General features: G+C 39.7%; 19 protein-coding genes. 10 read left to right on the top strand and 9 right to left on the bottom strand.

The features are described 5' to 3' along the window. Positions 1 to 172 precede the first annotated feature (172 nt). A complete protein-coding gene (locus tag L4C37_RS15005; protein ID WP_429769057.1) occupies positions 173 to 382 on the top strand; it encodes a hypothetical protein in 210 nt (69 codons plus the stop codon). Here L4C37_RS15005 and L4C37_RS15000 read toward each other — a convergent pair. Both L4C37_RS15000 and L4C37_RS14995 read right to left on the bottom strand, forming a co-directional pair. Further along, a complete protein-coding gene (locus tag L4C37_RS15000) occupies positions 330 to 1,043 on the bottom strand; it encodes an HAD-IA family hydrolase (protein WP_137374164.1) in 714 nt (237 codons plus the stop codon). The genes L4C37_RS15005 and L4C37_RS15000 overlap by 53 nt on opposite strands. 531 nt (positions 1,044 to 1,574) lie before the next feature. After that, a complete protein-coding gene (locus tag L4C37_RS14995; RefSeq protein WP_429769056.1) occupies positions 1,575 to 2,081 on the bottom strand; it encodes a hypothetical protein in 507 nt (168 codons plus the stop codon). A 258-nt stretch (positions 2,082 to 2,339) separates the two neighbouring features. On the opposite strand from L4C37_RS14995, the gene L4C37_RS14990 reads away from it, so the two are divergent. The 4 genes from L4C37_RS14990 (at position 2,340) to L4C37_RS14975 (ending at position 8,371) form a co-directional block, all read left to right on the top strand. After that, positions 2,340 to 2,816 carry a CreA family protein gene (locus L4C37_RS14990; RefSeq protein WP_137374162.1) on the top strand — a complete coding sequence of 159 codons (477 nt, stop codon included), beginning with the start codon at positions 2,340 to 2,342 and terminating at the stop codon, positions 2,814 to 2,816. A gap of 118 nt (positions 2,817 to 2,934) precedes the next feature. Then, positions 2,935 to 4,239 carry an inosine/guanosine kinase gene (locus L4C37_RS14985; RefSeq protein ID WP_137374161.1) on the top strand — a complete coding sequence of 435 codons (1,305 nt, stop codon included), beginning with the start codon at positions 2,935 to 2,937 and terminating at the stop codon, positions 4,237 to 4,239. Positions 4,240 to 4,514: 275 nt separating this feature from the next. Then, a complete protein-coding gene (locus L4C37_RS14980; RefSeq protein ID WP_273294006.1) occupies positions 4,515 to 6,299 on the top strand; it encodes a formate--tetrahydrofolate ligase in 1,785 nt (594 codons plus the stop codon). Positions 6,300 to 6,463: 164 nt separating this feature from the next. Further along, positions 6,464 to 8,371: a sensor domain-containing diguanylate cyclase gene (locus tag L4C37_RS14975; protein ID WP_273294007.1), complete on the top strand. Its 1,908-nt coding sequence runs from the start codon at positions 6,464 to 6,466 to the stop codon at positions 8,369 to 8,371. Between the two features lie 134 nt (positions 8,372 to 8,505). Here L4C37_RS14975 and L4C37_RS14970 read toward each other — a convergent pair whose 3' ends face one another. Continuing rightward, positions 8,506 to 9,114, bottom strand: a complete 609-nt coding sequence (locus L4C37_RS14970; protein WP_429769055.1) for a beta-phosphoglucomutase family hydrolase — start codon at positions 9,112 to 9,114, stop codon at positions 8,506 to 8,508. Between the two features lie 87 nt (positions 9,115 to 9,201). Between L4C37_RS14970 and arfB the strand changes: the two genes are divergently transcribed. Continuing rightward, positions 9,202 to 9,612 (top strand): alternative ribosome rescue aminoacyl-tRNA hydrolase ArfB, encoded by a 411-nt coding sequence (arfB, locus tag L4C37_RS14965; RefSeq protein ID WP_137374157.1) that lies wholly within the window; start codon positions 9,202 to 9,204, stop codon positions 9,610 to 9,612. 151 nt (positions 9,613 to 9,763) lie between these two features. Continuing rightward, a complete protein-coding gene (locus L4C37_RS14960; RefSeq protein WP_429769054.1) occupies positions 9,764 to 11,533 on the top strand; it encodes a methyl-accepting chemotaxis protein in 1,770 nt (589 codons plus the stop codon). A gap of 88 nt (positions 11,534 to 11,621) precedes the next feature. On the opposite strand, the gene L4C37_RS14955 is transcribed toward L4C37_RS14960, so the two are convergent. From L4C37_RS14955 to L4C37_RS14945, 3 genes are all read right to left on the bottom strand, one after another. Continuing rightward, positions 11,622 to 12,704, bottom strand: a complete 1,083-nt coding sequence (locus L4C37_RS14955; protein WP_429769053.1) for a S1 family peptidase — start codon at positions 12,702 to 12,704, stop codon at positions 11,622 to 11,624. Positions 12,705 to 13,026: 322 nt separating this feature from the next. Then, positions 13,027 to 14,154, bottom strand: coding sequence for a glycine cleavage system aminomethyltransferase GcvT (gcvT, locus tag L4C37_RS14950; RefSeq protein WP_137374155.1), 1,128 nt, complete (start codon positions 14,152 to 14,154; stop codon positions 13,027 to 13,029). Positions 14,155 to 14,580: 426 nt separating this feature from the next. Beyond that, on the bottom strand, positions 14,581 to 15,204 hold the full coding sequence (locus tag L4C37_RS14945; RefSeq protein WP_429769052.1) for a helix-turn-helix domain-containing protein: 624 nt from the start codon (positions 15,202 to 15,204) through the stop codon (positions 14,581 to 14,583). 408 nt (positions 15,205 to 15,612) lie between these two features. Here L4C37_RS14945 and L4C37_RS14940 point away from each other — a divergent pair, with 408 nt between their 5' ends. From L4C37_RS14940 to gcvP, 3 genes are all read left to right on the top strand, one after another. Then, complete coding sequence (locus L4C37_RS14940) at positions 15,613 to 16,908, top strand: serine hydroxymethyltransferase (protein ID WP_137374153.1); 1,296 nt, start codon at positions 15,613 to 15,615, stop codon at positions 16,906 to 16,908. A 62-nt stretch (positions 16,909 to 16,970) separates the two neighbouring features. Then, the gene (gcvH, locus tag L4C37_RS14935; RefSeq protein WP_273294012.1) at positions 16,971 to 17,351 is read left to right on the top strand and encodes a glycine cleavage system protein GcvH; all 381 of its coding nucleotides are present in this window, start codon (positions 16,971 to 16,973) and stop codon (positions 17,349 to 17,351) included. Positions 17,352 to 17,444: 93 nt separating this feature from the next. Beyond that, on the top strand, positions 17,445 to 20,324 hold the full coding sequence (gene gcvP, locus L4C37_RS14930) for an aminomethyl-transferring glycine dehydrogenase (RefSeq protein WP_429769051.1): 2,880 nt from the start codon (positions 17,445 to 17,447) through the stop codon (positions 20,322 to 20,324). 445 nt (positions 20,325 to 20,769) lie between these two features. On the opposite strand, the gene L4C37_RS14925 is transcribed toward gcvP, so the two are convergent. From L4C37_RS14925 to L4C37_RS14915, 3 genes are all read right to left on the bottom strand, one after another. Beyond that, positions 20,770 to 22,542, bottom strand: a complete 1,773-nt coding sequence (locus tag L4C37_RS14925) for an ATP-binding protein (RefSeq protein WP_429769050.1) — start codon at positions 22,540 to 22,542, stop codon at positions 20,770 to 20,772. Beyond that, positions 22,539 to 23,582, bottom strand: a complete 1,044-nt coding sequence (locus L4C37_RS14920; protein WP_429769049.1) for an SIR2 family protein — start codon at positions 23,580 to 23,582, stop codon at positions 22,539 to 22,541. The genes L4C37_RS14925 and L4C37_RS14920 overlap by 4 nt, the downstream gene beginning before the upstream one ends. A 136-nt stretch (positions 23,583 to 23,718) precedes the next feature. Beyond that, positions 23,719 to 24,117: a hypothetical protein gene (locus tag L4C37_RS14915; protein WP_429769048.1), complete on the bottom strand. Its 399-nt coding sequence runs from the start codon at positions 24,115 to 24,117 to the stop codon at positions 23,719 to 23,721. Between the last annotated feature and the right edge of the window lie 270 nt (positions 24,118 to 24,387).

Here is a 24,387-nt window from a genome sequence, read left to right as displayed (position 1 = left end):
CTCTATACCATCATACCTTATTGCATATTGTTAATCTATTTTAAATAGATTACCTTGAGGCTTGTCTCAAATTTCAGATCTATTCTGTAGATAACTGTCCAATATTCGAGCATAGCGTTAATCTAATATGGTGACATTTATTCGCGCTATCTTATTGCTGCTAGGTGACATTATGACTACAAAAAAAACACCGCCAAATGATATATCATGCCCTCTTTGCCAACATGATGAATACTTCATATCAGAAAATGGAGAAAAATTCACTTGTGGTTCCTGTGGGTTTCATACCAAACAATTTAGCCAAATTAATCCAACTAACCTTGTTCCAATTAACCCACAACCTCAGAGCGTGATGCATTGCTTAAGTAGTGCTTGTCATTAATCCACGCCGTAAGTTCATTTAAACTATAGATATTTAAGGTCGACGCATTATGTGTTTCGACCTTAGTTTTATCTGCAATATTAAATGTTTTTAGACAAAACGTTTTAATTCCTGCACGAATACCAGCTTCAATACCTTTCTTTGTATCATCCACATAAATACAGTCACTGGGCAAAAAACCCATATTCATTGCCGTGTATAAGATTAGATCTGGCTCAGGCTTCCAACTGTTTGCGTCAAAAGCAGAGAAGATTTTTCCTTTGAAATGATCGAACAAACCAGTCATCAATAAAGATGATTCAATCCTAGACTTGGGAGCGTTTGAAGCGATACAAAATTCAATATTTTCATTTTTTAAATATTGAATTAACTCAAACGCGCCATTCATCGGCTGTAAATGACGCAGAAATAAACTTTCCACTTCTTCACGATATAAAGGCTCTAAAATATCGAGTGAAATCGACAAACCAAGTCGATTTTGCGTCTCAGATAAAATATCGGCAAGTTTTCCACCTTGAAAATGTGTCAGAGACTCCTCAATAGATAAGTCAGCATCGAATTCTGAAAAGACATTTACTAATGCCTGACAACATAATCTCTCACTATCTATTAGCGTTCCATCACAATCAAAAATGACGCATTTAACTTCTTGTTGAACCATGCTCTACTCAATAAGCCTTGACCTAAGTTTCATAGTATAGGCTCCTCAACTTTAGAGGCATGACTGATGTAGCAATTTGCAGATGCTGACTTATTTAGCTTTGCGAAATATGAAATAGATCACGTGATTAAGCGGATATTGGAGCAATTTAAAACACTAAAGATAAAACTCGTTCTGTAGAGAAGACCGTGAGTTGGTTTATGTGGTTAGCTGAATGATGAATCTGAGTGCGTATTTCAACAACATCAGCCAAGCTCTTCATAAACGACTGAGTAAAGTATGGGGGTTAAAGCATTTTCGATGTTTTTGGAGATAAGCCGTCCATTGATAAGACGGCTCGTAGGAATTCACAATATATTTGCGTTTAATGTCCCAGTCTAAAGGGTCAGCAAAAGCTTGTTAGGTAAAAGTAATCGCACCAATACAGTAATAGCCAATATTGTCTTTGAATATTCGCCACTCAATAAGTGAAGCTGTTATTGCTGTATCTTGAAATCGACTAAGAAATGCTTTTAGCTCTCTAACCAATTTTTAGCTCTCTAGCCAATATTGAGACTTCAAACCATGGGCGTCTTTCCAAACTGATATTAATTGCTCTACAAAACTGAGTTCACTTTGACCTTGTTGCCCATGTACCACATCTGAGATGAGTAATGATTTTTCATCTGCTGTTAAAATAGCACTGGCTACCACTTCACCATTGGATAGACCAATATATAAGGTATGTTCATCACAAAGAATGATTTGGCTAAAAAATTCAAGAAGATTATCTTTGTTACTTTCATTCCTGCAAGCAGTGGCTTGGTTTAATGAAAACATCACCGTCAACTTGTGGAAATCAACTTTGTAAATTTCATCGACTTGACTTTCACCAGTATCAATACCATCAGGTGTAATAAGTTGATAAGACTTTGTCTGAGTACTTTGTTGATAAATATCTCGCCCTAGAAGGCACTCTTTTGTAGGAAAAGCAACATCCACCTGACTCAAGAGCCAGTTGTTTTTTTTGATCGCGATTGCAGGTATTTCATTATTCATTCTTTTATTACCTTTAATTGTTACCCCCAAATATCACAATTATTTGGTAGGCACACATTCGACTTAGGTGCCGAACTGCAGGCAAAAAGCATACAGACCATCGATACCAGCAACAAGCACTTTAAATACTTCATAATTTCTTCCTTTTTATCTACAACAATGGACCTTTCGTTAATGTAAGAAAAGTTCTAAACTCCTACATAAATCTTAAGTCGCTGATTAAAACAATTAGAACTCATTAAATTAAAAGGATTTCTTATGAAAAAAGCCTTAGTTGCCATTGGACTTGTAACACTACTTGCAGGCTGCTCTGATAATGAGGTGGGTGACGTATCTCTTGGTATGTTTACCATGAAAGATATCAAACTCAACACTCTTATCGACCCTGAAGTACCAGGTGTAACATGCCACGTTGCAAGCATCGAAGCTGATTTCAGTTTAGCTGATCCTAGTGACAGCTCAATTTCATGTCGCCAAACGGGCGAAATCACTCTCGATATGCTGAGTAATATCGACACTAGTAAGTCTGGTGAAGTTGTTTTCAAAAAATCAAAAAGCATATTTTTTAAGAACATGAAAATTAGACGTATTTTTGATCCAGCCAATCAAACCCTAATGTATCTATCATATTCTACTAAAGAGACATCTGGTAGCTTTAAGCATAGCCTTTCGACTGTTCCATTATGGGGAACAAAAGCTTATACAGACCCTAACACTCTCAATTTAGAAAAATAGACCAGTTATAAACCACCTGTTCAATAGATGTTCAGGTGGTTCTTTATGTAATAAAAATGAAAGAAAAAATACAATAATGTGATATGATACGGGAAAATTTTCTCACTGTATTTTTCATATGAAGTTTCCTGGACAGCGTAAATCTAAGCACTACTTTCCTACTCATGCACGCGACCCATTGGTCAACCAAATTCAACAAACACCTAAATTGCATCGCGCGACTATTGTTGGCGTAGGTCAAACTATTGTTGATATTGAAGCCCGTGTTGACAACGCATTCCTAGAAAAATACGAGCTGAGTAAAGGTCACTCTCTTGTGTTGGAAGAAAGCAAAGCCGATGCACTTTATGAAGAGTTAGTTGAGCGCGGTTTAATCACACACCAATACCCTGGTGATACGATTGGTAACACACTTCATAACTATTCAGTACTTGCTGACAGTAAATCTGTTTTACTTGGTGTTATGTCTAAGAAGATTGAAGTAGGCTCATTTGGTTATCGTTACCTTTGCCGCACATCTTCTCGTATGAACCTTAACCACCTTCAAACTGTTGATGGTCCGATTGGACGTTGTTACACGCTTATTTCAGAAGATGGTGAACGTACGTTTGCAATCAATGAAGGGCATATGAATCAACTTCTGCCGGAAAGTATTCCTGAGAAAATTTTCGAAAAAGCATCAGCATTAGTTGTTTCATCATACCTAATGCGCGGTAAGCCTGAAGATCCAATGCCAAAAGCGGTACAAAAAGCGATTGAATACGCTAAGGCACATAACGTCCCTGTAGTACTAACACTCGGAACTAAGTATGTGATCGAAGGTAACGCAGAATGGTGGCAAGAATACCTAAAAGAAAATGTCACCATCGTCGCCATGAATGAAGATGAAGGTGAAGCATTAACAGGTGAAAAAGACCCACTTTTAGCCGCGAACAAAGCACTGGATTGGGTTGACCTAGTTCTATGTACTGCTGGTCCTATCGGCTTATATATGGCAGGTTACACCGACGAATTAGCAAAACGCGAAACGACCTTGCCTTTACTTCCAGGTAACATTCCTGAGTTCAATAAATTCGAATTTAGCCGAGCTATGCGTAAGCAGGACTGTAACAACCCCGTTAAAGTGTATTCTCATATTGGTCCTTACCTTGGTGGTCCACTTGAGATTAAAAACACAAATGGTGCTGGTGATGGCGCACTTTCAGCCCTACTTCATGACATGGCTGCAAACAGTTACCACCATGTTAACGTTCCAAATTCAGAGAAACATGAGTATGAATGTTTAACTTATTCGTCACTTTCTCAGATTTGTAAGTACGCAAACCGAGTGAGCTACGAAGTGTTAACTCAGCACTCACCTCGCCTTTCTCGAGCACTGCCTGAGCGAGAAGATAGCTTAGAAGAAACGTACTGGGATCGTTAATTAAAATTTAATATGGGCTTAATTGCTTAGTTAAATATAAAAGAAAGGCTACTTTTTGTAGCCTTTTTTTATTGGTAATGCCTTAAGTCGTTATATGAAAATTTTGTAGTTTTACGACTAGTGGTTTCTAGACTTGATCTCGCGCAATATCACTGCAGATCTGTTATCTTCTAGCACATAAATTCATTCGTTTGCCTTTACATCAGAATTTAATGCCTTAACATCCTCACGCAAACGATTACGTACACTATTTCTTGTTTGATAGAGGAGCGCAAATGCTTTCTGATATTGATATCTGTCGTTCGACAGTACTAGCCCCAATCAACTCAATTGCTCGTAAAGCAGGATTACTGGATCAAGAGTTCCAAGCACTTGGTCAACATAAAGCAAAAGTATCCCTTAGTTGTTTAGACCGTTTGACCAATGATTCAGCTATAAATGGCAAGCTAGATCACAACCCAAAAACGCCAGGTAAACTCATCGTTGTTACTGCGATTACCCCGACTCCCCTCGGTGAAGGTAAAACAGTGACAACAATTGGTTTAGCTCAAGGCATTGCAAAATTAAATGAATCAGTTTCAGCGTGTATCAGGCAACCATCAATGGGACCTGTTTTTGGTGTTAAAGGAGGAGCGGCTGGAGGTGGCTATTCACAGGTCGCTCCAATGGAAGAGCTTAATTTACACCTCACAGGTGATATTCACGCTGTTACTGCAGCGCACAACCTTGCTTCAGCCGCAATAGATGCCCGTATTTACCATGAGCAAAGAGAAGGTACGCTAGCCTTTGAGCAACGTTCAGGTTTACAAGCTTTAAACATCGATTCAGATCGAGTGGTATGGCGCAGAGTCCTTGATCATAATGACCGTGCTTTACGCATGATTACTGTCGGTAAAAATGAAGCTGGTAAGTCTATTAACGGTTATGAGCGTGAAGATGGGTTTGATATATCTGCGGCATCAGAATTAATGGCTATTTTAGCTCTTGCCTCAGATCTACAAGATTTGAGAAAACGTATTGGTAAGATCGTATTGGCTTATGATATTAACAATAAAGCACTGACAGCAGATGATTTTCAAGTAGCAGGAGCCATGACGGTCACTCTTAAAGATGCAATTGAACCGACATTAATGCAAACTCTTGAAGGTGTACCTGCGTTTATCCACTCAGGTCCTTTTGCCAATATTGCTCATGGTAACTCTTCCATTATTGCCGACAACATCGCTTTACAACTTTCAGATTACGTTGTCACAGAAGGCGGATTTGGCTCTGATATGGGATTTGAAAAAGCCTGCAATATCAAAGCACAAACATCGGGGAAATCACCAGATTGTGCTGTTATTGTTACTACCTTACGAGGGTTAAAAGCAAATTCTGGTTTATATAATCTTCAACCAGGTAACCCATTGCCAGACTCCATTTTCAATGATGACAATAAAGCATTGATCGCAGGCTTTGAAAACCTTAAATGGCACCTTAAAAATGTCAAAAAATATGGGGTCACACCTGTCGTCGCTATCAATCGATTCCCACAAGACTCAGACAATGAATTAGCGTTGCTTAAATCAATGGTTAATACCTATGACCCAGAAGTTTCAGTTGAGATCAGTAACGCTTTTGGACAAGGTGGTGAAGGAGCTATTGAGTTAGCCAAGTCCGTTATTAAAGCCTGTGATAATGATGACACATTTACGCCGCTCTACAAATTTGAACAAACGCTAGAAGAAAAAATCATGGCAGTCGCCGAAGTTGGATATGGGGCAAGCAGTGTTACCCTTTCTGAAACCGCCAAATGCCAATTGGAACAATACACAAAATCTGGATACTCCGATTTAGCGGTATGCCTAGCAAAGACACCTTTATCGATCTCCACTGAAGCACGGGTAAAAGGTGCACCAACTCAATTTGATGTACCAATTCGAGAACTCAAACTCTGTGCCGGTGCGGGCTTTATTTATGCATTGTGTGGCAATGTAATGACAATGCCAGGTTTACCAGACAAGCCAGCCTTTATGTCATTAGACATTAATTCAAAAGGTCAAATTGTTGGGTTAAGTTAATAAAGCATATTTATTGGTCATGGATTTACCATTTATCGTATTTTCATGACCATAAAAACCATTAATAACCAGTTATTAAGTAAGGCTAAAATTACTACTGGGGTAAAGATCACATTATTTTTCAATATGAAACTGTATTATGCCGCCCACATTAGAGGGGAATAATGAATACGAATATCATTAAATTAGCCGGACAATTCATCTTTGTTGCTTTCGCACTTGGTCTGGTTCCTGCCCTCTATATAAATTCAGAACTTGATCGTATTGAGACCCAATACAATCGAAATATTCAGCAATCTAGTTACAATCAAATAGAATACAGTTCGCATAAATTAAAAGATATTATTCGCGAAATTGCTATTTCAATTCCGACTCTAGCTCAATCTAAAACTTTGCTAAAAGCAATAAAGCACCCGACAACTGATAATACAGAATCTGTTGAAGACCTCTGGAATATGCTGGCTTTAGGTCAAAAGTATTACTCACAAATTCGCTACCTTGATTTAGATGGCAATGAAGTCATTAGAGTAAATTATAATGAAGGGACATCTGAAACTGTCCCAAGCCCTAAGCTTCAAAACAAATCTTCCCGTGATTATTTTAAGAAAGCACAAAGTCTAAACATTGGACAAGTGTCTGCTTATGGTATTGATCTTGAAATCGAAAATGGAAAGATTGTTCAACCGCTAATACCCGCATTCCGCATCATGACTCCTGTTGCTACAGCTAACAATCAGATACTTGGGTACTTTATTGTAAACCTCAGCATGTCTGACATTTACCAACAACTTCAGTATGAAAAGCAGGTCACTCAAACCTTACCTATTTTGCTCAACCGATCTGGTCATATCATTATGGATACTGACCTAGAGAGTGCATTTGGTCACTTATTGCCAAACCGCGCTGATAAAACTTTCGCAATCACTCAACCAGAACTATGGGCTGAAATTCAAAATCACGCGAGTGGTAGCTATCTAGAAGGTGAATCATGGTACATCTACACTGATGTTGCTCCTGATATCCAGCAAATTACTGAGCCTTTATACATGGTTCTTAAAGTCGAAAACCGACAATTTAATAAACTTTACAACAGTGAAATTCGTTCAACAATCGAGCAATCCATTGCCCTTGGTATAATTATATTTCTGCTTTCTAGTGGCTTTGTTTTGTGGAATTACACACACAAGAAAAACAGCATTGAAAGCCAATTAGCCACAGCGGCTATGAATGGTATGTCCGCGCTCGTTATTACTGACCGTAACAACCGAATCATCAAAGTTAATCAAGAATTCACTCGCATCAGTGGTTACACGATAGATGAAGTAAGGGGAAGACAGCCTTCAATGTTTGCATCTGGTAAGTATAACCAAGAGTTTTACATTAATATGTGGGCTGTAATTCGTGATAATGGCATGTGGGAAGGTGAAGTCATAAATAAACGTAAAGATGGCTCACTGATAACTGAAATACTCCGCATACAAGCAATTAAAGACAAACTAGGGGTGATTCAGTTTTACGTCGCCTCTTTCGTAGATATTAGTCGCCATAAAGAACTAGAAAAGCGTTTAAGAGACTTAAGTGAGAAAGATGCACTTGCCGGATGCTGGAACAGAAGAAAGTTTGATAATGAGCTACGAGATGAATGTCTTCGTACCACCCGCTACCCTGATAAAATTGAATCTTGTCTAGCCATTCTAGATATCGATCACTTCAAACGAATAAACGATATGCATGGTCACGACCATGGAGATGAAGTCATTCAAACCGTTGCGAAAGTATTGCAGCGTGAATGCAGGGAAACCGATTTTGTAGCCCGAATTGGTGGGGAAGAATTCGGAATTATTCTCCCGCACACATCAACTAATGAAGCATATTGTGTATTAAACCGCTTAAGAATTGCTATTCATGTAGAGTTGGAATATAAAGTAACAATAAGTGGCGGCGTCACCAATATTACAGATAATGCTAAGACCAACTATAAATGTGCGGATTTAGCTCTCTACGATGCCAAAACTAATGGTCGTGATACGATCTGTATCTTCCTTGATGAAGAAATCAATCAAATTGCTTAAGCGAAACAACTAAGGTTTCGCCCCTTCCATAAATCACTTTAAAACCATCTAGTTTTAATACTCATGTGACTTAAATTTCAATCATTATTCCATTTACTCGTGTTGCTTAAGAAGTGTGGCTCAGATGAAGCGGTTCAACTGATCGGTTTAGGGAATAGCTCTAACTCACTACCATTTATGACCATTATGCAGTCCATATTCGCAGCATGGGCGGCTTTCTTTCCTAACTCCGTATCTTCGAACACCACGCATTGACTAGGCTCTAACCCAAGTTGCTCGCAGGCTTTAAGAAATGTCTCTGGGTGTGGTTTGTGCATTTCTACATCCGTCGCAGTCACGAGAGCACTTATTTTATCTAATATGTTATTTTTCTTTAATAGTTGAGTAGCGCTCACTCTTTGGCTTCCTGTCCCAACCGCTAATTTTTTATCGGTTTGGTGTTCCATTAACAACGAGTAAGTGCAATCAATGATTGAGCCTTTATCTTCAATTTCAGAGAAAACCTTCATTTTGAATTGTGATACTAATCTTGGGTCCAGATCCAAACCATATTTCATATTTACTTGAGAAGTAATTTTAAAACTAGGCATACCACCTAAACTATGAATCCATTGCTCGTCATATTGGAAGTTGAAATGCTCAGCTGTCGATCTCCAAGCTTTCATATGCGCAGGCATTGTATCGATTAAAGTCCCATCCATATCAAAAATTAAGCCTTCATAAACGCTTAAATCTATAGTCATAAAATTATTATCCTATTAAAAAATTACTGATACCTTAACCAACATTGCGTATCATACTCCATCAATTTCCATAGTGAATATAGCTCTATGTTACATATTTCAAACTCTGTCACCATCAAAAGCTGGGAACTCCAGCTAACTGCGATCCGCTCACAAGGTGCTGGAGGACAAAATGTCAATAAAGTATCGAGTGCAATACACTTACGTTTTGATATACACCACTCTTCCCTACCCGACTTTTATAAAGAAAGGCTACTAGCCTTCAAAGATAGCCGTATTACAAAAGATGGGGTCATCATCATTAAAGCTCAGCAATACCGGACTCAAGAAAAAAATCGAGATGATGCTTTGGAACGGCTTAAAGAGTTAATCTTAAGTGCAACGAAAGTTGAGAAAGTGAGGAGACAGACTAAACCAACTCGTAACTCTCAAAAAAGACGTCTAGAATCAAAGAACCAACGTAGTCAAACTAAAAAGCTAAGATCAAAGATTAATTAACGTATTGCATCCTATTTTAAGGATTCAGATTGATTATTTCTCTATTTATAATATGCTCAGATAGTTAGTAATATTTATATTAATAATATACATAATAAAAACAGTAATATATTTTTGAGATATGCATAAAAACAATAGTTAAGGATCGATGATGAACATTAGGCAAAAGCTATATTCACTTGGTTTTATTGCCGTATTAGGTGTATTAACACTGTTATTTACAGCAACACATTTTGCGACAACCACCGGTGATTTAAACCAAGCAACAAATTTAGTTTCACAATTAGAAACTCGCCTACTGCATCTACGTAGGAATGAAAAGGATTTTCTTCTCAGGCATAACATAAAATATTTAGACAAATTTGAATCCAATGTCACTTTGTTTTTAGATTTGGAAAAACAACTTTCGGTCATATTAGACAAACATCAACTCCCTTCGAGTAGCAAGCTACGTCAAGATCTCGTTGCCTATCAGAATGGCTTCAATAAACTAGTTTTCGGATATCAAAAACTAGGGCTGAGCAGTAAAGAGGGCTTAAAAGGTTCTTATAATAAAGCCTTTGATACTGCTTACTCGCAGGCCTCAACTAAACAAGCCTTAGATTTATTGCTTTTCAATAAAGAAGTCTATAACGGTGTATACAATTTTGATTTAATTTCCTCTATTAATAGCAGTCAGCTAGTCGATACTAGCCGTCAATTTATAGCTCAAGAGAAAGTAATCGGGCTCAAATATAATGAAGGTTTATTGGGTGATACGCGCTCATTATCACACGCAGTTGAAGAGCAATTTAAAAATTTTTCAGCGACCATACATGATGAAAATTCACAACAACTGGAACGCTTAAGTTTTATAAAGCAGCTGGTGTCTGTTGTTGTCCTTCTTGTTATATCAGGTCTAGTTTTCCAAATATCACGCTCCATCAACCGCCAAGTTCAATCTTTATCTAATGTTATAAGCAAAATATCTCAAACGAATGATATCGGCGTACGTGCTAATTTACCGGGTAATGATGAACTAACTTCTATTGGTAAACATTTCAATAGTTTATTAGATAAGATCGAAGCCTTGATTCTTGGTTCTCAAGATAAGTCTAAACATTTATCCGGCAGTACTGGCAACATGCATAATCAACTTGAAGGTGTAATTACTCAATTCCATGTTCAAGCCGATCACACAGCAACAATGGCTACATCAGTTCAAGAAATGGTCTCAACAATCAATGAAATCTCCGAAAGTACTACGATTGCGGTAGAAGGTGTTCAGCAAGCGGCTAATAATGCGCAAAGTGGGCGTCAAGTCGTAAGGACAACTGTGCAAAATATAAGTGAGCTTTCCTCGACCCTAGCGAATAGCCAAACTTCTATTAATTCTTTAAATGAACATGTTGATAAAATTGGTGGTGCCGTAAACATTATCCAAGAAATTGCAGAACAAACTAACCTTCTTGCTTTAAATGCTGCAATTGAAGCTGCACGTGCAGGAGAGCAAGGAAGAGGTTTTGCGGTTGTTGCGGATGAAGTTAGAGCACTTGCCAGCCGAACGCATCAATCAACTGAAGAGATTACTAAGGTTGTGTCAGCGATTCAAAACCAAATGTCGACAGTTGTTGGAGACATCGATAAATGTAACCAGCAAGGGCAAGACACACTATCTGACTCTGAATTGCTTGATTCAAGCTTAAGTCAAATAATAACGGATATGAGTACCATTCAAGCCAATTCTGAACGTATTGCTTCTGCAATAGAGGAACAAGGCATTGTAATGAATCAAGTGAGCGAATCCATTACGGAGCTAAACGGTATATCCGAAAATAATATGCATTCAGCGCAAGAGTGCTTACTAGAAGTAGATAACGTATCAGCGCAAGCTAATGATATGGATTCTGCTGTCGCAGAATTTAAAACAAGCAAAGTTTAGTTTCATAGATAACCTAGCCTAAACAGGCATTACAACACGCACTAAAAAGCCGCTCAATTGAGCGGCTTTTCACATCATTCTCAAAATTTTACTTCATCTTTCTACGTCTTAAACCAGCTAATAAAATAAGTGGTAACCCCAATATGGAGATACTACCGCCGCTAGAGCTACTGCTGCTTGAAGAATCACCGTCTGTTGGGCTGTTACCAAAGTATTCAATTTCACCATTAACTGCTAAGTAATTAGTTCTGAGATTATCAGAACTAGTAGACTTAGGAGTTTCCCCGCCAGCTAAAACACTATCAATCCAAGCATTGTAATCATGAATTTCGGTGAATACTGAGGTCACGCCTATATTCGCACCACATGATGATGGACCAAAGCTAGTGATCCCTACTTGTACGTATTTACTTCCATCATACCAATATACGGGGCCGCCAGAGTCGCCTTGGCAGGTACCATTTTTAAGTCGAGTTAAAGAGCTGTAATCCCCATCAAAACAAATTTGCTTGGTGGTTATTCGATCGCCATTAAGAAATACAGATGAACAGGCGCTATTACTAACTAGGTTTAAATCAACTTGCAGCAACTGATCATTACCATCATAGCCTGATACAGTATCTCCGTGCCCTACAGCAGTAAACTTAGTGTTGACCTGATCATTTCGATAGGACTCACTATCTGGTCTACGAATAACATCATTAATAGTATCAATGTTCATGGCTGTTTCCAGCTTTAAAATAGCAACATCGTTCTCTAAAAAATAATTGATATCATCGTTATAGTCATTGCGATAGTAAATTTCTTTGACTCTATTCCTTTGAATATCCCCTAAAGGGTAAGCATCAACATTTTGCAGTTGAGGTACTACAACCGTGAACAGAGAGATTGCTTCATTGCCATAAATACAATGCGCCGCGGTTAATATATGGTGTTCATCTAAGATGGTGCCACCACAGAAAGGATTGGTGAAATATTTACCATCGTATTCAAAGCTATCAAGAAATAAATTAGCAATAGAAGGATATTCACTGACTGGTGCATTTACGCCATTAACTATATAACTAGATACATCATTGTTGTCACTTGCACTTACACTTACACTTACACTTACACTTGCAAAGCCTGACAGCAATAAACATAAAGTTACGGATAATCGATTCACCTTCATTATGTTGCTCCATTACATCTTTATAAAATACGTAGCTACTAGATACGATTTTTGTTGCTAATACAAGTGTAGCGTTAAATCAATAGACAGAATGAGATGAAGGTCGAGGCTGGTTACATGGATTAAGTTATTTTTTCAAATCTCCTCTTCGATATCATCGTTTAGTTCATTTAAAAACGCAGGCAACTGCCTAATAAAAAACAAAAAAACCTACTGCTTACTCAGCAGTAGGTTTAACTTTCTCCACCTCTGTAAATGGAGAATATTACGAGTTATTTAGAGAAAAAAGTAAAATCTAACCTTTGACTCTTAACAAATTGTACTAACCGCGGTAATAGCGCTGCGGTACAAATGGCATTTTTTCGACAGTCATTGCAAGTTTCTTACCACGAACTTCAGCAAATACTTCCGTTCCAATAACGGCTAAATCAGTACGTACATAAGCCATAGAAACCGGCTTACCTGCATTTGGACCAGCAGTACCACTTGTTACTACGCCAATTTTGTTATCATCAGCATCAAATAATTCAGCGCCTTCACGAACCGGGGCTTTAGTTTGACCAACTAAACCTACACGCTTACGTTGTACGTCTTTAGTAACAATTTGTTCTAAAATAATGTCAGCACCTGGGAAACCACCAGCACGTTCACCATCAGTGCGACGAACTTTTTGAATTCCCCATAGAAGGCTAGCTTCAACTGGCGTTGTTGTTGTATCTAGGTCATGACCGTACAGACATAGGCCACATTCAAGACGAAGTGAATCACGAGCACCAAGACCAATCCACTCAACTTCCTCTTCGCCCGTTAATTTACGAGCCAGTGCTTCAGCGTTATCATTAGGTACTGAGATCTCGTAACCATCTTCACCAGTGTAACCACTTCGGCTCACGATGCACTCAACGCCATCGATATCTACTTTTTGAACATCCATGAACAACATGTCTGCAACACTTGGTTGGAAACGAGCAAGAACTTCAGATGCTTTAGGTCCTTGAAGTGCTAATAGAGCACGATCATCAATCACCTCCATCTCAACATCAGCAGGAAGATGAGCAGTTAGATGGTCGATATCTTGTGTCTTACACGCAGCGTTCACAACAACAAAAAGGTGATCACCTAGGTTTGCAACCATAAGATCATCCATAATGCCACCTTGCTCGTTAGTAAAGAACGCATAACGTTGCTTACCCGCAGGGAGATCCATAATATCTACCGGAACGAGTGACTCAAGTACTTTCGCAGCATTCTCACCATGCAGGCGTAGTTGTCCCATATGTGAAACATCAAATAAACCAGCAGCATCACGCGTGTGTAAGTGCTCTTTCTTAACGCCAAGTGGATACTGAACTGGCATATCATAACCAGCAAAAGGAACCATTTTCGCGCCTACTTCAACATGTAAAGTATGCAGTGGTGTTTTCAGTAAGTTAGCTTGTTCTTGAGTCATTTTATTCTCCATGCGTCGCAGGGCTTTCATTTTAAGCCTGCCGCTTTGTCTCTATTAAGAGTCATCTCTTATTTGCTTGATTGTAGATCTTATTAATTAAGATACCTTGTACAAATATCGATAAGACCCGGTAGATAGTGGGAACTTAATTTAAGCGTAAATCAAATCCCCAAGAATTCACTTCAATAAACCATGATCTACATGAGTAAACCTTGTTCACTATAGTAAACAAGCATGAGACAGTTTTATAGCCTTAACAAGATTAAAACAGTCTAAAATGTGACATTTAACAATTAAATTACAATTAAATCGCCCAAACAAAAACGCCACTTTGATGATTATCACATCAAAATGGCGCTTTTTAATCGAAGTTAGCAACACAAGCAAACGGTTGCCTTCACTATAAGAAATTTATTATTCTTTGTTTTATTTTGCAGTAACCCACAAAATATGAGCATCATCGACGCTCGAAGAGATCAACATATGCCCCATATTCGCATCATAATACATGCTATCCCCTTCACTCATTGAAACCGGTTCATAGAACTCAGAATAAAACATAACTGAGCCAGATATGATCATCAAAAACTCTTCACCATCATGTCGAACCCAATCACTATACTCATCAAAGCTACGCGCTCGCACTCGGCTCTTAAAAGGCATCATCTTTTTGTTTGATAATTCAGTGGCTAGAAGCTCATGCTCGTAAGTAGGTGTTGGATGGGGTTTACCTTGCCCTGACTTGGTTAAATCCCTACGCCCTGTTGCCACCTTTTTTCTTGGCGGTTCAAAGAGTTGAGGCATATCTATCTGCAAACCCAAGGCGAGTTTTTGCATAGCTTGATAAGTCGGCGAGATTTGTTCGTTTTCAATTTTACTTAAAGTAGACCGTGCCAAACCTGTTCTTTGACTGGCTTCTTCTAGAGTTATACCCAATTTGCTACGGATATCTTTGATTCTCTGACCAAGCTTTAAAGGCTCGATATTTTGATCTAGCGACTCTTTCGCCAACGTTAAAGATGGGTACTCATCATAAATGTCTTCTGACATAGGTCCCTCATTATTTTTATGCATCCTGTCTATAAATATTATTGTTGCACGAAGACCTTTGTTGATTAAAGAGCACGCAGCAAAATAAACCGTGCTCTCGGTAACAGAATCAGAAAATCTGTTTCCTATAGGAAATTTTTGATTGATTGTTTGTGACAGGAAAGCTATGTTATCGACTTGTTAGATGAAGAGATGCTACTTCTGCTCGAAGCGAATGATAGTTTTAACATTTGCTTAAGCTATTTTTACCCTACTTTTTGGGGACCAATTCGTACTGCATTAACCCTACAAATAATCGTTAGACGTAATAACAAATATGACGCGAACGATAACAATGCAGAAACTAACGTAATACTGATGGAACAATAATAAACACTCACCATTGGTTATAATGAAAGGTCATCGACAATGAACAACGCACATCAAAGCCATAGCCTAGACAGCTTTTTTTCTACTACTCTTGCTGCGACAGACGATGCGGTGTTTGCTGGAATTCAAGCAGAGAACACACGCCAAAATGATCAAATCGAACTTATTGCTTCTGAAAACATCGTTTCAAAAGCAGTAATGCAAGCTCAAGGCACATGCCTAACGAATAAATATGCGGAAGGCTACCCTGGCCGTCGTTATTACGGTGGTTGTGAACACGTTGATACTGTTGAATCTATTGCTATTGAACGTGCTAAGCAGCTTTTCAAATGCCAATACGTAAATGTGCAGCCTCACTCTGGCGCACAAGCAAACGGCGCAGTTAAACTTGCACTTCTTCAGCCGGGCGACACTATTCTAGGGATGTCCTTAGATGCAGGTGGTCACCTTACTCACGGTGCTCGCCCAGCAATGTCTGGTAAATGGTTTAACGCGGTTCAATACGGTGTTGATCGTGACACGTTAGAAATTGATTACGAAGCAGTACGTCAATTAGCTATCGAAAGTAAACCAAAAATGATCATCGCGGGTGGTAGTGCTATTCCACGCGTAATCGATTTTGCAAAATTCCGAGAAATCGCTGATGAAGTTGGCGCTATCTTAATGGTAGATATGGCGCACATTGCGGGTCTTATCGCGACAGGTGCTCACCCTAGCCCACTTCCACACGCACACGTTGTAACAACTACAACGCACAAAACATTACGTGGTCCTCGTGGTGGCATGATTTTGACTAATCACGAAGACATCAATAAAAAAATCAACTCTGCCGTTTTCCCTGGTCTTCAAGGTGGCCCACTAATGCATGTTATCGCGGCTAAAGCGGTTGCATTTGGTGAGGCTCTAGGTCCTGAATTTACGACTTATATTGATTCAGTGATCGATAACGCAAAAGTTCTTGCTGAAGTATTGCAAACTCGCGGTTGTGACATCGTGACAGGCGGAACTGACACACACTTAATGCTCGTTGACCTTCGTCCTAAAGGATTGAAAGGTAACGTAACTGAAGAAGCATTAGAGCGTGCAGGGATCACATGTAACAAAAATGGTATACCATTTGACTCAGAAAAACCTATGATTACTTCTGGTATTCGTTTAGGTACACCCGCTGGAACCACTCGTGGTTTTGGTACTGAAGAATTCAAGCTTATCGGTCAATGGATCGGTGATGTACTAGATGGGTTAGTTGAAAGCCCAGAAGGTAACGCCGAAGTTGAGCAACGTGTTCGCAAGCAAGTAAAAGAGCTTTGCAAGCGCTTCCCTCTTTACCGTTAAGACTTTTAAAATAATTACTCGTTTTTTAAATTAACATCTCATAAATTTTTGGAGAATTAGCAATGGACAATACACTGAAGTTTGCAGACAGCCATGAGTGGGTAAAAGACAACGGTGACGGCACTGTAACAATCGGTATTTCTGAGCATGCTCAAGAAATGCTAGGTGACGTTGTATTCGTTGACCTACCAGATACAGAAGACGAAATCGAAGCTGGTGAAAGCTTCTCTCTTATCGAATCTGTAAAAGCAGCATCAGATATCTATGCGCCAATCACTGGTGAAATCGTTGCAATAAACGAAGAGCTAGAAGATAGCCCAGAGCTTATTAACGAAGAACCTTATGACGGTGGCTGGATTGTTAAAGTGAAGATGTCAGACGCATCTGAACTGAACAACCTAAAAGACGCTGAAGAATACCTAAGCTCTATTGAAGAAGATTAATAGGTAAACTCATTACGATAAAGCTGCTCTTTGGAGCAGCTTAATTTTAGGGGCTAGCTCACGGTTCCTATAGAGAGAAAGTAGAACGATATCATGACAGAATTACTTCAAAGCCAATTACTGAAAGACTTGGGTACTCAAAACGAGTTTGTTGCTCGTCATAACGGCCCAAATAAAGCAGACCAGCAAAAAATGCTTGAAGCTATCAACGCGACTAGCCTAGAAGCACTGATCGACGAAACGGTACCTGCACAAATCCGTTTAGAAAAGCCAATAACACTTGCAGCGCCACTAAGCGAAGTCGACATGCTGACTTCTCTAAAAGAGATCGCTAACCTAAATCAAGTGAAACGCACTTTCATTGGTCAAGGCTACTACAACACATTCACTCCAAACGTTATTTTACGTAACGTTTTAGAGAACCCAGGCTGGTACACAGCTTACACACCATACCAACCAGAGATCTCTCAAGGCCGCCTTGAGGCTCTGCTTAATTACCAACAAATGGTAATGGACCTAACCGGTATGGAAATCGCGAACGCATCGCTTCTTGATGAAGCAACTGCGGCTGGCGAAGCAATGACACTGTGTAAGCGTGCTGGCAAAAGCAAGAGCAACGTATTCTTCGTTGCTAACGATGTTCATCCTCAGACACTAGAAGTCGTTAAGACTCGTGCTGAGTACATCGGTTTTGAAGTAATGATCGGCGCACTTGAAACACTCCCAGAGCAAGACGTATTTGGTGCATTGGTTCAATATCCAGGTACTACTGGTGAAGTAAAAGACCTAACAGACATCATTGCAAAAGCTCAAGCAAACAAAACACTCGTAACGGTTGCTACAGACCTACTTGCATCCGCTCTACTTAAGCCTGCTGGCGAAATGGGCGCAGACGTTGTAATTGGTTCAGCACAACGTTTCGGCGTTCCTATGGGTTACGGCGGTCCACACGCTGCATTCATGGGTACTCGTGAAAAGCATAAACGTACAATGCCAGGTCGTGTAATCGGTGTATCTATCGATACTCACGGTAAACAAGCGCTTCGCATGGCAATGCAAACTCGTGAGCAACACATCCGCCGCGAGAAAGCGACGTCGAACATCTGTACAGCTCAAGCACTTCTAGCAAACATGGCGTCTTTCTACGCGGTTTACCACGGTGCAGAAGGCCTACGTACTATCGCTCGTCGTACACACCACATGACAGCTATTCTAGCAGCAGGTCTAACTAAGACAGGCTACGAGCTAACAAACAACAGCTTCTTCGATACCATCACAATCAACTCTGAAGATAAGACAGATGCACTGTACGCGAAAGCGCAAGCAGCAGACATCAACCTTCGTCTGCTTAAGGGTAAGATCGGTATCAGCTTAGATGAAACAACAACGATCGACGACGTGAACGCACTGTTCGCAATCTTCGACGTGAAAGAAGACATTCAAGCGCTATCTTCTGACATTGCATCAAATGAATTTGCAGCAATCCCAGAAAACTGCCGTCGTGAATCAAAGTTCCTAACTCACCCAGTATTCAATACGCACCACAGCGAAACGCAAATGATGCGTTACCTAAAACAGCTTGAGAACAAAGACTTCTCACTAACGCACGGCATGATCCCACTGGGCAGCTGTACCATGAAGCTGAACGCTGCTGCTGAGATGATCCCAGTAACATGGCCTGAGTTTGGTTCTATCCACCCATTCGCGCCTCTTGAGCAAGCGGCTGGTTACACAGCGTTAGCAAAAGATCTTAAAGAGAAGCTATGTGAAATCACCGGTTACGACGATTTCTCACTACAGCCAAACTCAGGTGCATCTGGTGAATATGCGGGTCTAATCGCAATTCAACGTTACCATGCAAGCCGCGGTGAAGGTCACCGTAACGTTTGTTTGATTCCAAGCTCTGCGCACGGTACTAACCCTGCAACGGCATCTATGGTTTCTATGAAGGTAGTGGTTGTTAAGTGTGATGAAGATGGCAACATCGACATGGTAGATCTAGCTGCGAAAATCGAGAAGCACAAAGACAATCTATCAAGCATCATGATCACTTACCCTTCTACGCACGGCGTATACGAAGAGCAAGTGAAAGAAGTGTGTGAACAAGTACACGCAGCGGGCGGTCAGGTTTACCTTGACGGCGCGAACATGAACGCTCAAGTAGGTCTTACTTCACCAGGTTTCATCGGTTCAGACGTATCTCACTTGAACCTACACAAAACTTTCTGTATTCCACACGGTGGTGGCGGTCCGGGTATGGGTCCTATCGGTGTTAAATCACACCTAGCACCTTTCCTACCAGGTCACATTGAAAACGGTGTACAAGGTTCTGATTACGCAGTATCGGCTGCCGATCTAGGTAGTGCTTCAATTCTACCTATCTCTTGGGCTTATATTGCTATGATGGGTGAACCGGGCCTAACAGAGGCAACGAAAGTCGCTATTCTGAATGCTAACTACTTGATGGAACAACTTGCTCCGCATTACCCTGTTCTTTACCGCGGTACTAATGGTCGCGTTGCGCACGAATGTATTATTGATATTCGTCCGCTTAAAGAAGAAACGGGCATCAGTGAAGAAGATATTGCTAAACGTTTAATGGATTTCGGATTCCACGCTCCAACAATGTCATTCCCAGTTGCAGGTACATTGATGATTGAGCCAACTGAATCAGAAGATTTAGAAGAGCTTGAGCGTTTCTGTGAAGCGATGATTGCAATTCGTCATGAAATGACAGCAGTGAAAAACGGTGAATGGCCACTAGACAACAACCCTCTAGTAAACGCACCGCATACACAAGCGGATCTTTCAGGCGCAGAATGGAATCGCCCTTATTCTCGCGAACTGGCTTGCTTCCCATCGAAAGCAACGAAGAACTCGAAGTACTGGCCTACTGTTAACCGTGTAGATAACGTATACGGTGACCGTAACCTAATCTGTTCTTGCCCAAGCATCGACAACTACGAAGATTAATTGTAGTTGATCACAGATAACCAAGTTGGAAACTGTGATAACTGAGTTGGAAACCGATAACTAAGTTGGAAACTAACTGAATAACAAAAGGCGAACCATTTGGTTCGCCTTTTTTATATTTTCAGCTTATCCGATTCCTTTCGACGCATCACGTACTGGTTTTCTCGAATCATATCTCTTAGAGCTTAATGAACAAACCGCCATAAATGTTGTAAGTTGAAAATAATAAATGGAGAACAAAGAAAGCCAGAAAGACTATAATCGAAGAAGAAATCAAAACATTCATATAAGCAATGAAGTTGTCTGCAAGGCCAATCTATACCAAGGGTTAAGCGTTAAATTAGTGAGCTAAAAGTGCCAGAGACTCAACATCCCCACTCAACGTCCCTTCATCAAAAAAGGCGAGTTTAAAAACTCACCTTCTCGCGTTTGCTAAAACTAACTATCAAATAAACCTAGACTGTTTTCTAAGAGCTTCGACAGCCTTTGATATAGAATCATCGGTTGAGTTTTTTGTAGCCCATTCTTGCCAAAAGTCTTTGGTAGCACTGGCTGGCTCTAAAGTTGGAGGGTTCAGTTTGATTCTTGACGGCAACAACACGGAGTCACCCATCACTATAGCTTCACCAGTATCTAAGATAGGTAGAACACTCGCTAGTGAACTCAAGGAATCAGGCATAAGTTTATTAACAACTGCCTGATCTTGAGGATTACTTAACCTTAAAGAAATCAGATTGTTACATTGACTTAATATAGTTCTACTTACGTCTGAAGGACGCTGGCTTACCACAAATAAGGAGACCCCATACTTACGTCCTTCTTTGGCTACTTTTTCAAATGTATCTAGTGCAATTCGAGAGTCTGAATCACTAGAGTCCTTAGTTGGCAAATAAATATGTGCTTCATCACATACAAATGCCACAGGGGTTCTGTCCGATTCCTCTCTCCAAAATTGAACATTGTATAAAAAACGCGTAAATACACCGATCACTATAGGTAGAATATCTGAAGGGACTTCAGAAAAATCGATTACTTTAATTCCAGGCTCCTCGATAGAGGTTGCTAAAAATCTCTTAGCGTAATTCTCTAACCAATCGTAAGCATCCCCGCCATCTGGAGACTTAAATAAGAACGCATTTCTTTTGTCTTCGACTTTTGTAGTCAAGCGTCCTATAAACCTCGTCAATTTACCATTCCAATCACCTTTGACTGGTTTGTTATTTGCACCTGGTTTTGTTCCAGAGTCATCAGATAGCAATCGATCGATTAAGTCTTCTATTTTGTAAGGTATTGGAGAGTCTATCGTTAGAAGTTCTGCATCTTCATTTTTTCCAATCGAGACCAAATATGCTTGTTTTAGCTCTCGAACATGATGTGTGAATCTAGATGCTTGGTTTGGAGCATTGTTGTCAGAACGATCCAAAAGCAGTGCTAACATTTCTTCTTTGTTTAACATCCAATGGGGAACAAAAATGCAGTTATCTTTCTCTTTTTCAACATCAGACGGCCCAGCGATACGAAAGTAACTCGCTATCGGTTCCTTGCCTTTTGCTACACCATCTTTGGTTAACGGCTTATATTCCCCATGTAAATCAAAAAGAATAATATTAGTGTGCGGTAGCTTTGCGGCTTGCTCAAGTAATGAAGCTACTGTCCAGCTTTTTCCAGAGCCAGTACTTCCTAACAAAGCCGCATGCCTCTGAAATAACTTATCTCCATTCGCGACCGCTGTTGAATTGCTGGAACCATACTTTCCTAGCACTAGTTGCTGTTCTTGAGGCGTTTCTGATGCAACTACAGACATAAGTTGTTCAAGGCTATGAGCTTTTATAAAGTATGCTTTCCTCTCTACGCGAGGAAAATATTTAGCCCCCCTTTTAAACACTTTATGCTTATCACCAAGAACCTCCCAATATGTGCCAATCAATGCGACCTGAACGACATCATGATCATAGTCTAAAAGACCTTCCTCAGTGCCTTCGTCATCATCATCTTCAACTTCAAAAGGAGCTCCAATTGTCCTTTTAACTTTCTCAATTAAGCCTATGAGAAACTCACTAGGAGAATTCCCTTCAATCGCTACCAAATCAAAAACTGATAGCTCTTGAACAATCTCTGAAGACTCTGCAATAATCATCGCTCGGTGAGTATCAACGGCTGCAATACGACCAATGTAATGGTCTTCGTCAACGTTGATTACATAATCATTGTTGCTCATTTCAATACCTCGGAAACAAATTCATTTAAATTCCACCAATTACCCTCGAGAACAACCTCATCTCCTTCGATAGTGGCTTTTGTTTTATTAGACCCATGCTCAAGTTCTTCTACGATGAGTATGTTTGATCGGTCTTTACAAACTTTCTTAGCGTTGGTAGACATTTCTTTTGTTATAACTAAAGTTGGAACACCATCTAACATTCTTTGCTTAAGATGCACTTCTAGTTGCTCATCATTAAACCCGTACGCAATCACCAACAATGCGTGAGCTTTCTGTATGTAGCTGTTTGCTTTTTCACGATGGTAGTCAAATGGATTTTGATAGCCAGCACGGAACTTGCTAGTTCCTGGAGTAATTATTAACCGCTTCTCATTAATTTCTGTTTGAGTTCTAACTATTCGACCACCAACATCGTACCAATCTAAGCTTCCATGTGGCTTGAATATTTTGGCATGAGTGCGTTTAATTGTTGTGTATGCAGGCCTACCCCCAATGCCTTTTTTACTAACGATAGACTTAACTTTCCCCTCTTCCACTATAGGGATGTGCTCTCCAACATAATAACCATTGAAACCTGTAAGAATATCCAGATTAGAGTTTTCACATGCTAGTTCAATCAATCTGTCATAATTGGGCGTGATAAAAACCAGTTCATTTTGATTATGAGTTAAAAAAGGAAGAAGCTTTGATAAAGCTAGCTCCTTTTTCTGACGTATCACATCACTAAAAACAGCACGCTCATCTGACGAAATCAGAGTTGTCGTTTCTTCTATGATATGAGGGACTAATTCACTGTCTTCCTTTAATTTAGACATTGCTTCTTCAAACATCACATCGTTATCAATTAGTTCTTCGATTACGCGCCAGTCATCAAGCAAATTACCATCAACTCTCTTAGGTATTTCAGCTTTAAGGTGTTGGGATAGCCCCCACATTCCTGAAATTCCCTCACCAGTAGAAAGACCAGAGCCAATCACAACTAAGGGCTTTTGTGTAAAAAACTGCTGTAACCTTTGTTTAACTTTATCTACTTCCATCGGCTTAAAGTACCAATCATTTATGCAACATAACGCTTAAATTAACATATTACACTGATATAAGTATTTGAGGTAACTCAGAAAAAATAGGAATACACATATCAAAGTGTTGCGTACTAGTCACCATAAGATAAACCTACAGCTCAAAGGCATGTTGATACATTGCTCCTAGCGGTGATTTAAAAAGGGAACGAACATTGGCTCTTTCTATACAAAAGACGACCACGAGGTTACTGTTTAAACTGGTGGTAATACATCCTCTAAGCCAAAACGTCTCATGACATTCCAGCGGGGCGAGCGCATCAGCTCCCTCAAAGATGACAAGTGTCTTGCGTCTACATTGTTCCAAAGTAACAACTAATTCTCGATTTTCTTCTGCTGCGAAAGCAGCTAAAGGGGATTCATAGTCATTAAAGTTCAGGCTAAAGACATCGATGCCTCTAAGCTTCGCTTGGTCTCTACACATATCCAGATAGCCCGCTGGCGTGCGCTGAGTTATTAGTGAGCAGATGGTAAGCTCTAATTCCCATGCCATATTGATAAATCTTTCTGCACTAACCATAACGAGGCTTAACTAACGATCACATATTTCTAAGAGTAGTCGATTTAAAATAGATAGCTAACTCCGAAAATAATGTGCAAATACACTCACAAAAACATTTATTTCGGCGCAAAATTAAAAATAAAATCAAAAAATACGAATAACTCACAAATTATAGATTAAGCCACTGATAAATATAAACATTAAAAACAGTGACAATTATTTAGATAATAATATTAAAGTCACTAAAAAATATGTAATTAT

The sequence above is a fragment of the Vibrio kagoshimensis genome, assembly GCF_050337535.1.
In the GTDB taxonomy this organism is placed as follows: domain Bacteria; phylum Pseudomonadota; class Gammaproteobacteria; order Enterobacterales; family Vibrionaceae; genus Vibrio; species Vibrio gallaecicus.
Note: the sequence above shows the minus strand (reverse complement) of the source record. Positions and strands in the feature narration are given on the sequence as shown.

Coding starts and splice junctions, on each gene's coding strand:
- gcvH (WP_273294012.1), top strand. CDS start 16,971: ATGGACAATACACTGAAGTTTGCAGACAGCCATGAGTGGGTAAAAGAC.
- L4C37_RS14980 (WP_273294006.1), top strand. CDS start 4,515: ATGCTTTCTGATATTGATATCTGTCGTTCGACAGTACTAGCCCCAATC.
- L4C37_RS15005 (WP_429769057.1), top strand. CDS start 173: ATGACTACAAAAAAAACACCGCCAAATGATATATCATGCCCTCTTTGC.
- L4C37_RS14995 (WP_429769056.1), bottom strand. CDS start 2,081: ATGAATAATGAAATACCTGCAATCGCGATCAAAAAAAACAACTGGCTC.
- L4C37_RS14970 (WP_429769055.1), bottom strand. CDS start 9,114: ATGACTATAGATTTAAGCGTTTATGAAGGCTTAATTTTTGATATGGAT.
- gcvP (WP_429769051.1), top strand. CDS start 17,445: ATGACAGAATTACTTCAAAGCCAATTACTGAAAGACTTGGGTACTCAA.
- L4C37_RS14990 (WP_137374162.1), top strand. CDS start 2,340: ATGAAAAAAGCCTTAGTTGCCATTGGACTTGTAACACTACTTGCAGGC.
- L4C37_RS14985 (WP_137374161.1), top strand. CDS start 2,935: ATGAAGTTTCCTGGACAGCGTAAATCTAAGCACTACTTTCCTACTCAT.
- L4C37_RS14945 (WP_429769052.1), bottom strand. CDS start 15,204: ATGTCAGAAGACATTTATGATGAGTACCCATCTTTAACGTTGGCGAAA.
- L4C37_RS14960 (WP_429769054.1), top strand. CDS start 9,764: ATGAACATTAGGCAAAAGCTATATTCACTTGGTTTTATTGCCGTATTA.
- gcvT (WP_137374155.1), bottom strand. CDS start 14,154: ATGACTCAAGAACAAGCTAACTTACTGAAAACACCACTGCATACTTTA.
- L4C37_RS14955 (WP_429769053.1), bottom strand. CDS start 12,704: ATGAAGGTGAATCGATTATCCGTAACTTTATGTTTATTGCTGTCAGGC.
- L4C37_RS14925 (WP_429769050.1), bottom strand. CDS start 22,542: ATGAGCAACAATGATTATGTAATCAACGTTGACGAAGACCATTACATT.
- L4C37_RS14920 (WP_429769049.1), bottom strand. CDS start 23,582: ATGGAAGTAGATAAAGTTAAACAAAGGTTACAGCAGTTTTTTACACAA.
- arfB (WP_137374157.1), top strand. CDS start 9,202: ATGTTACATATTTCAAACTCTGTCACCATCAAAAGCTGGGAACTCCAG.
- L4C37_RS15000 (WP_137374164.1), bottom strand. CDS start 1,043: ATGGTTCAACAAGAAGTTAAATGCGTCATTTTTGATTGTGATGGAACG.
- L4C37_RS14915 (WP_429769048.1), bottom strand. CDS start 24,117: ATGGCATGGGAATTAGAGCTTACCATCTGCTCACTAATAACTCAGCGC.
- L4C37_RS14975 (WP_273294007.1), top strand. CDS start 6,464: ATGAATACGAATATCATTAAATTAGCCGGACAATTCATCTTTGTTGCT.
- L4C37_RS14940 (WP_137374153.1), top strand. CDS start 15,613: ATGAACAACGCACATCAAAGCCATAGCCTAGACAGCTTTTTTTCTACT.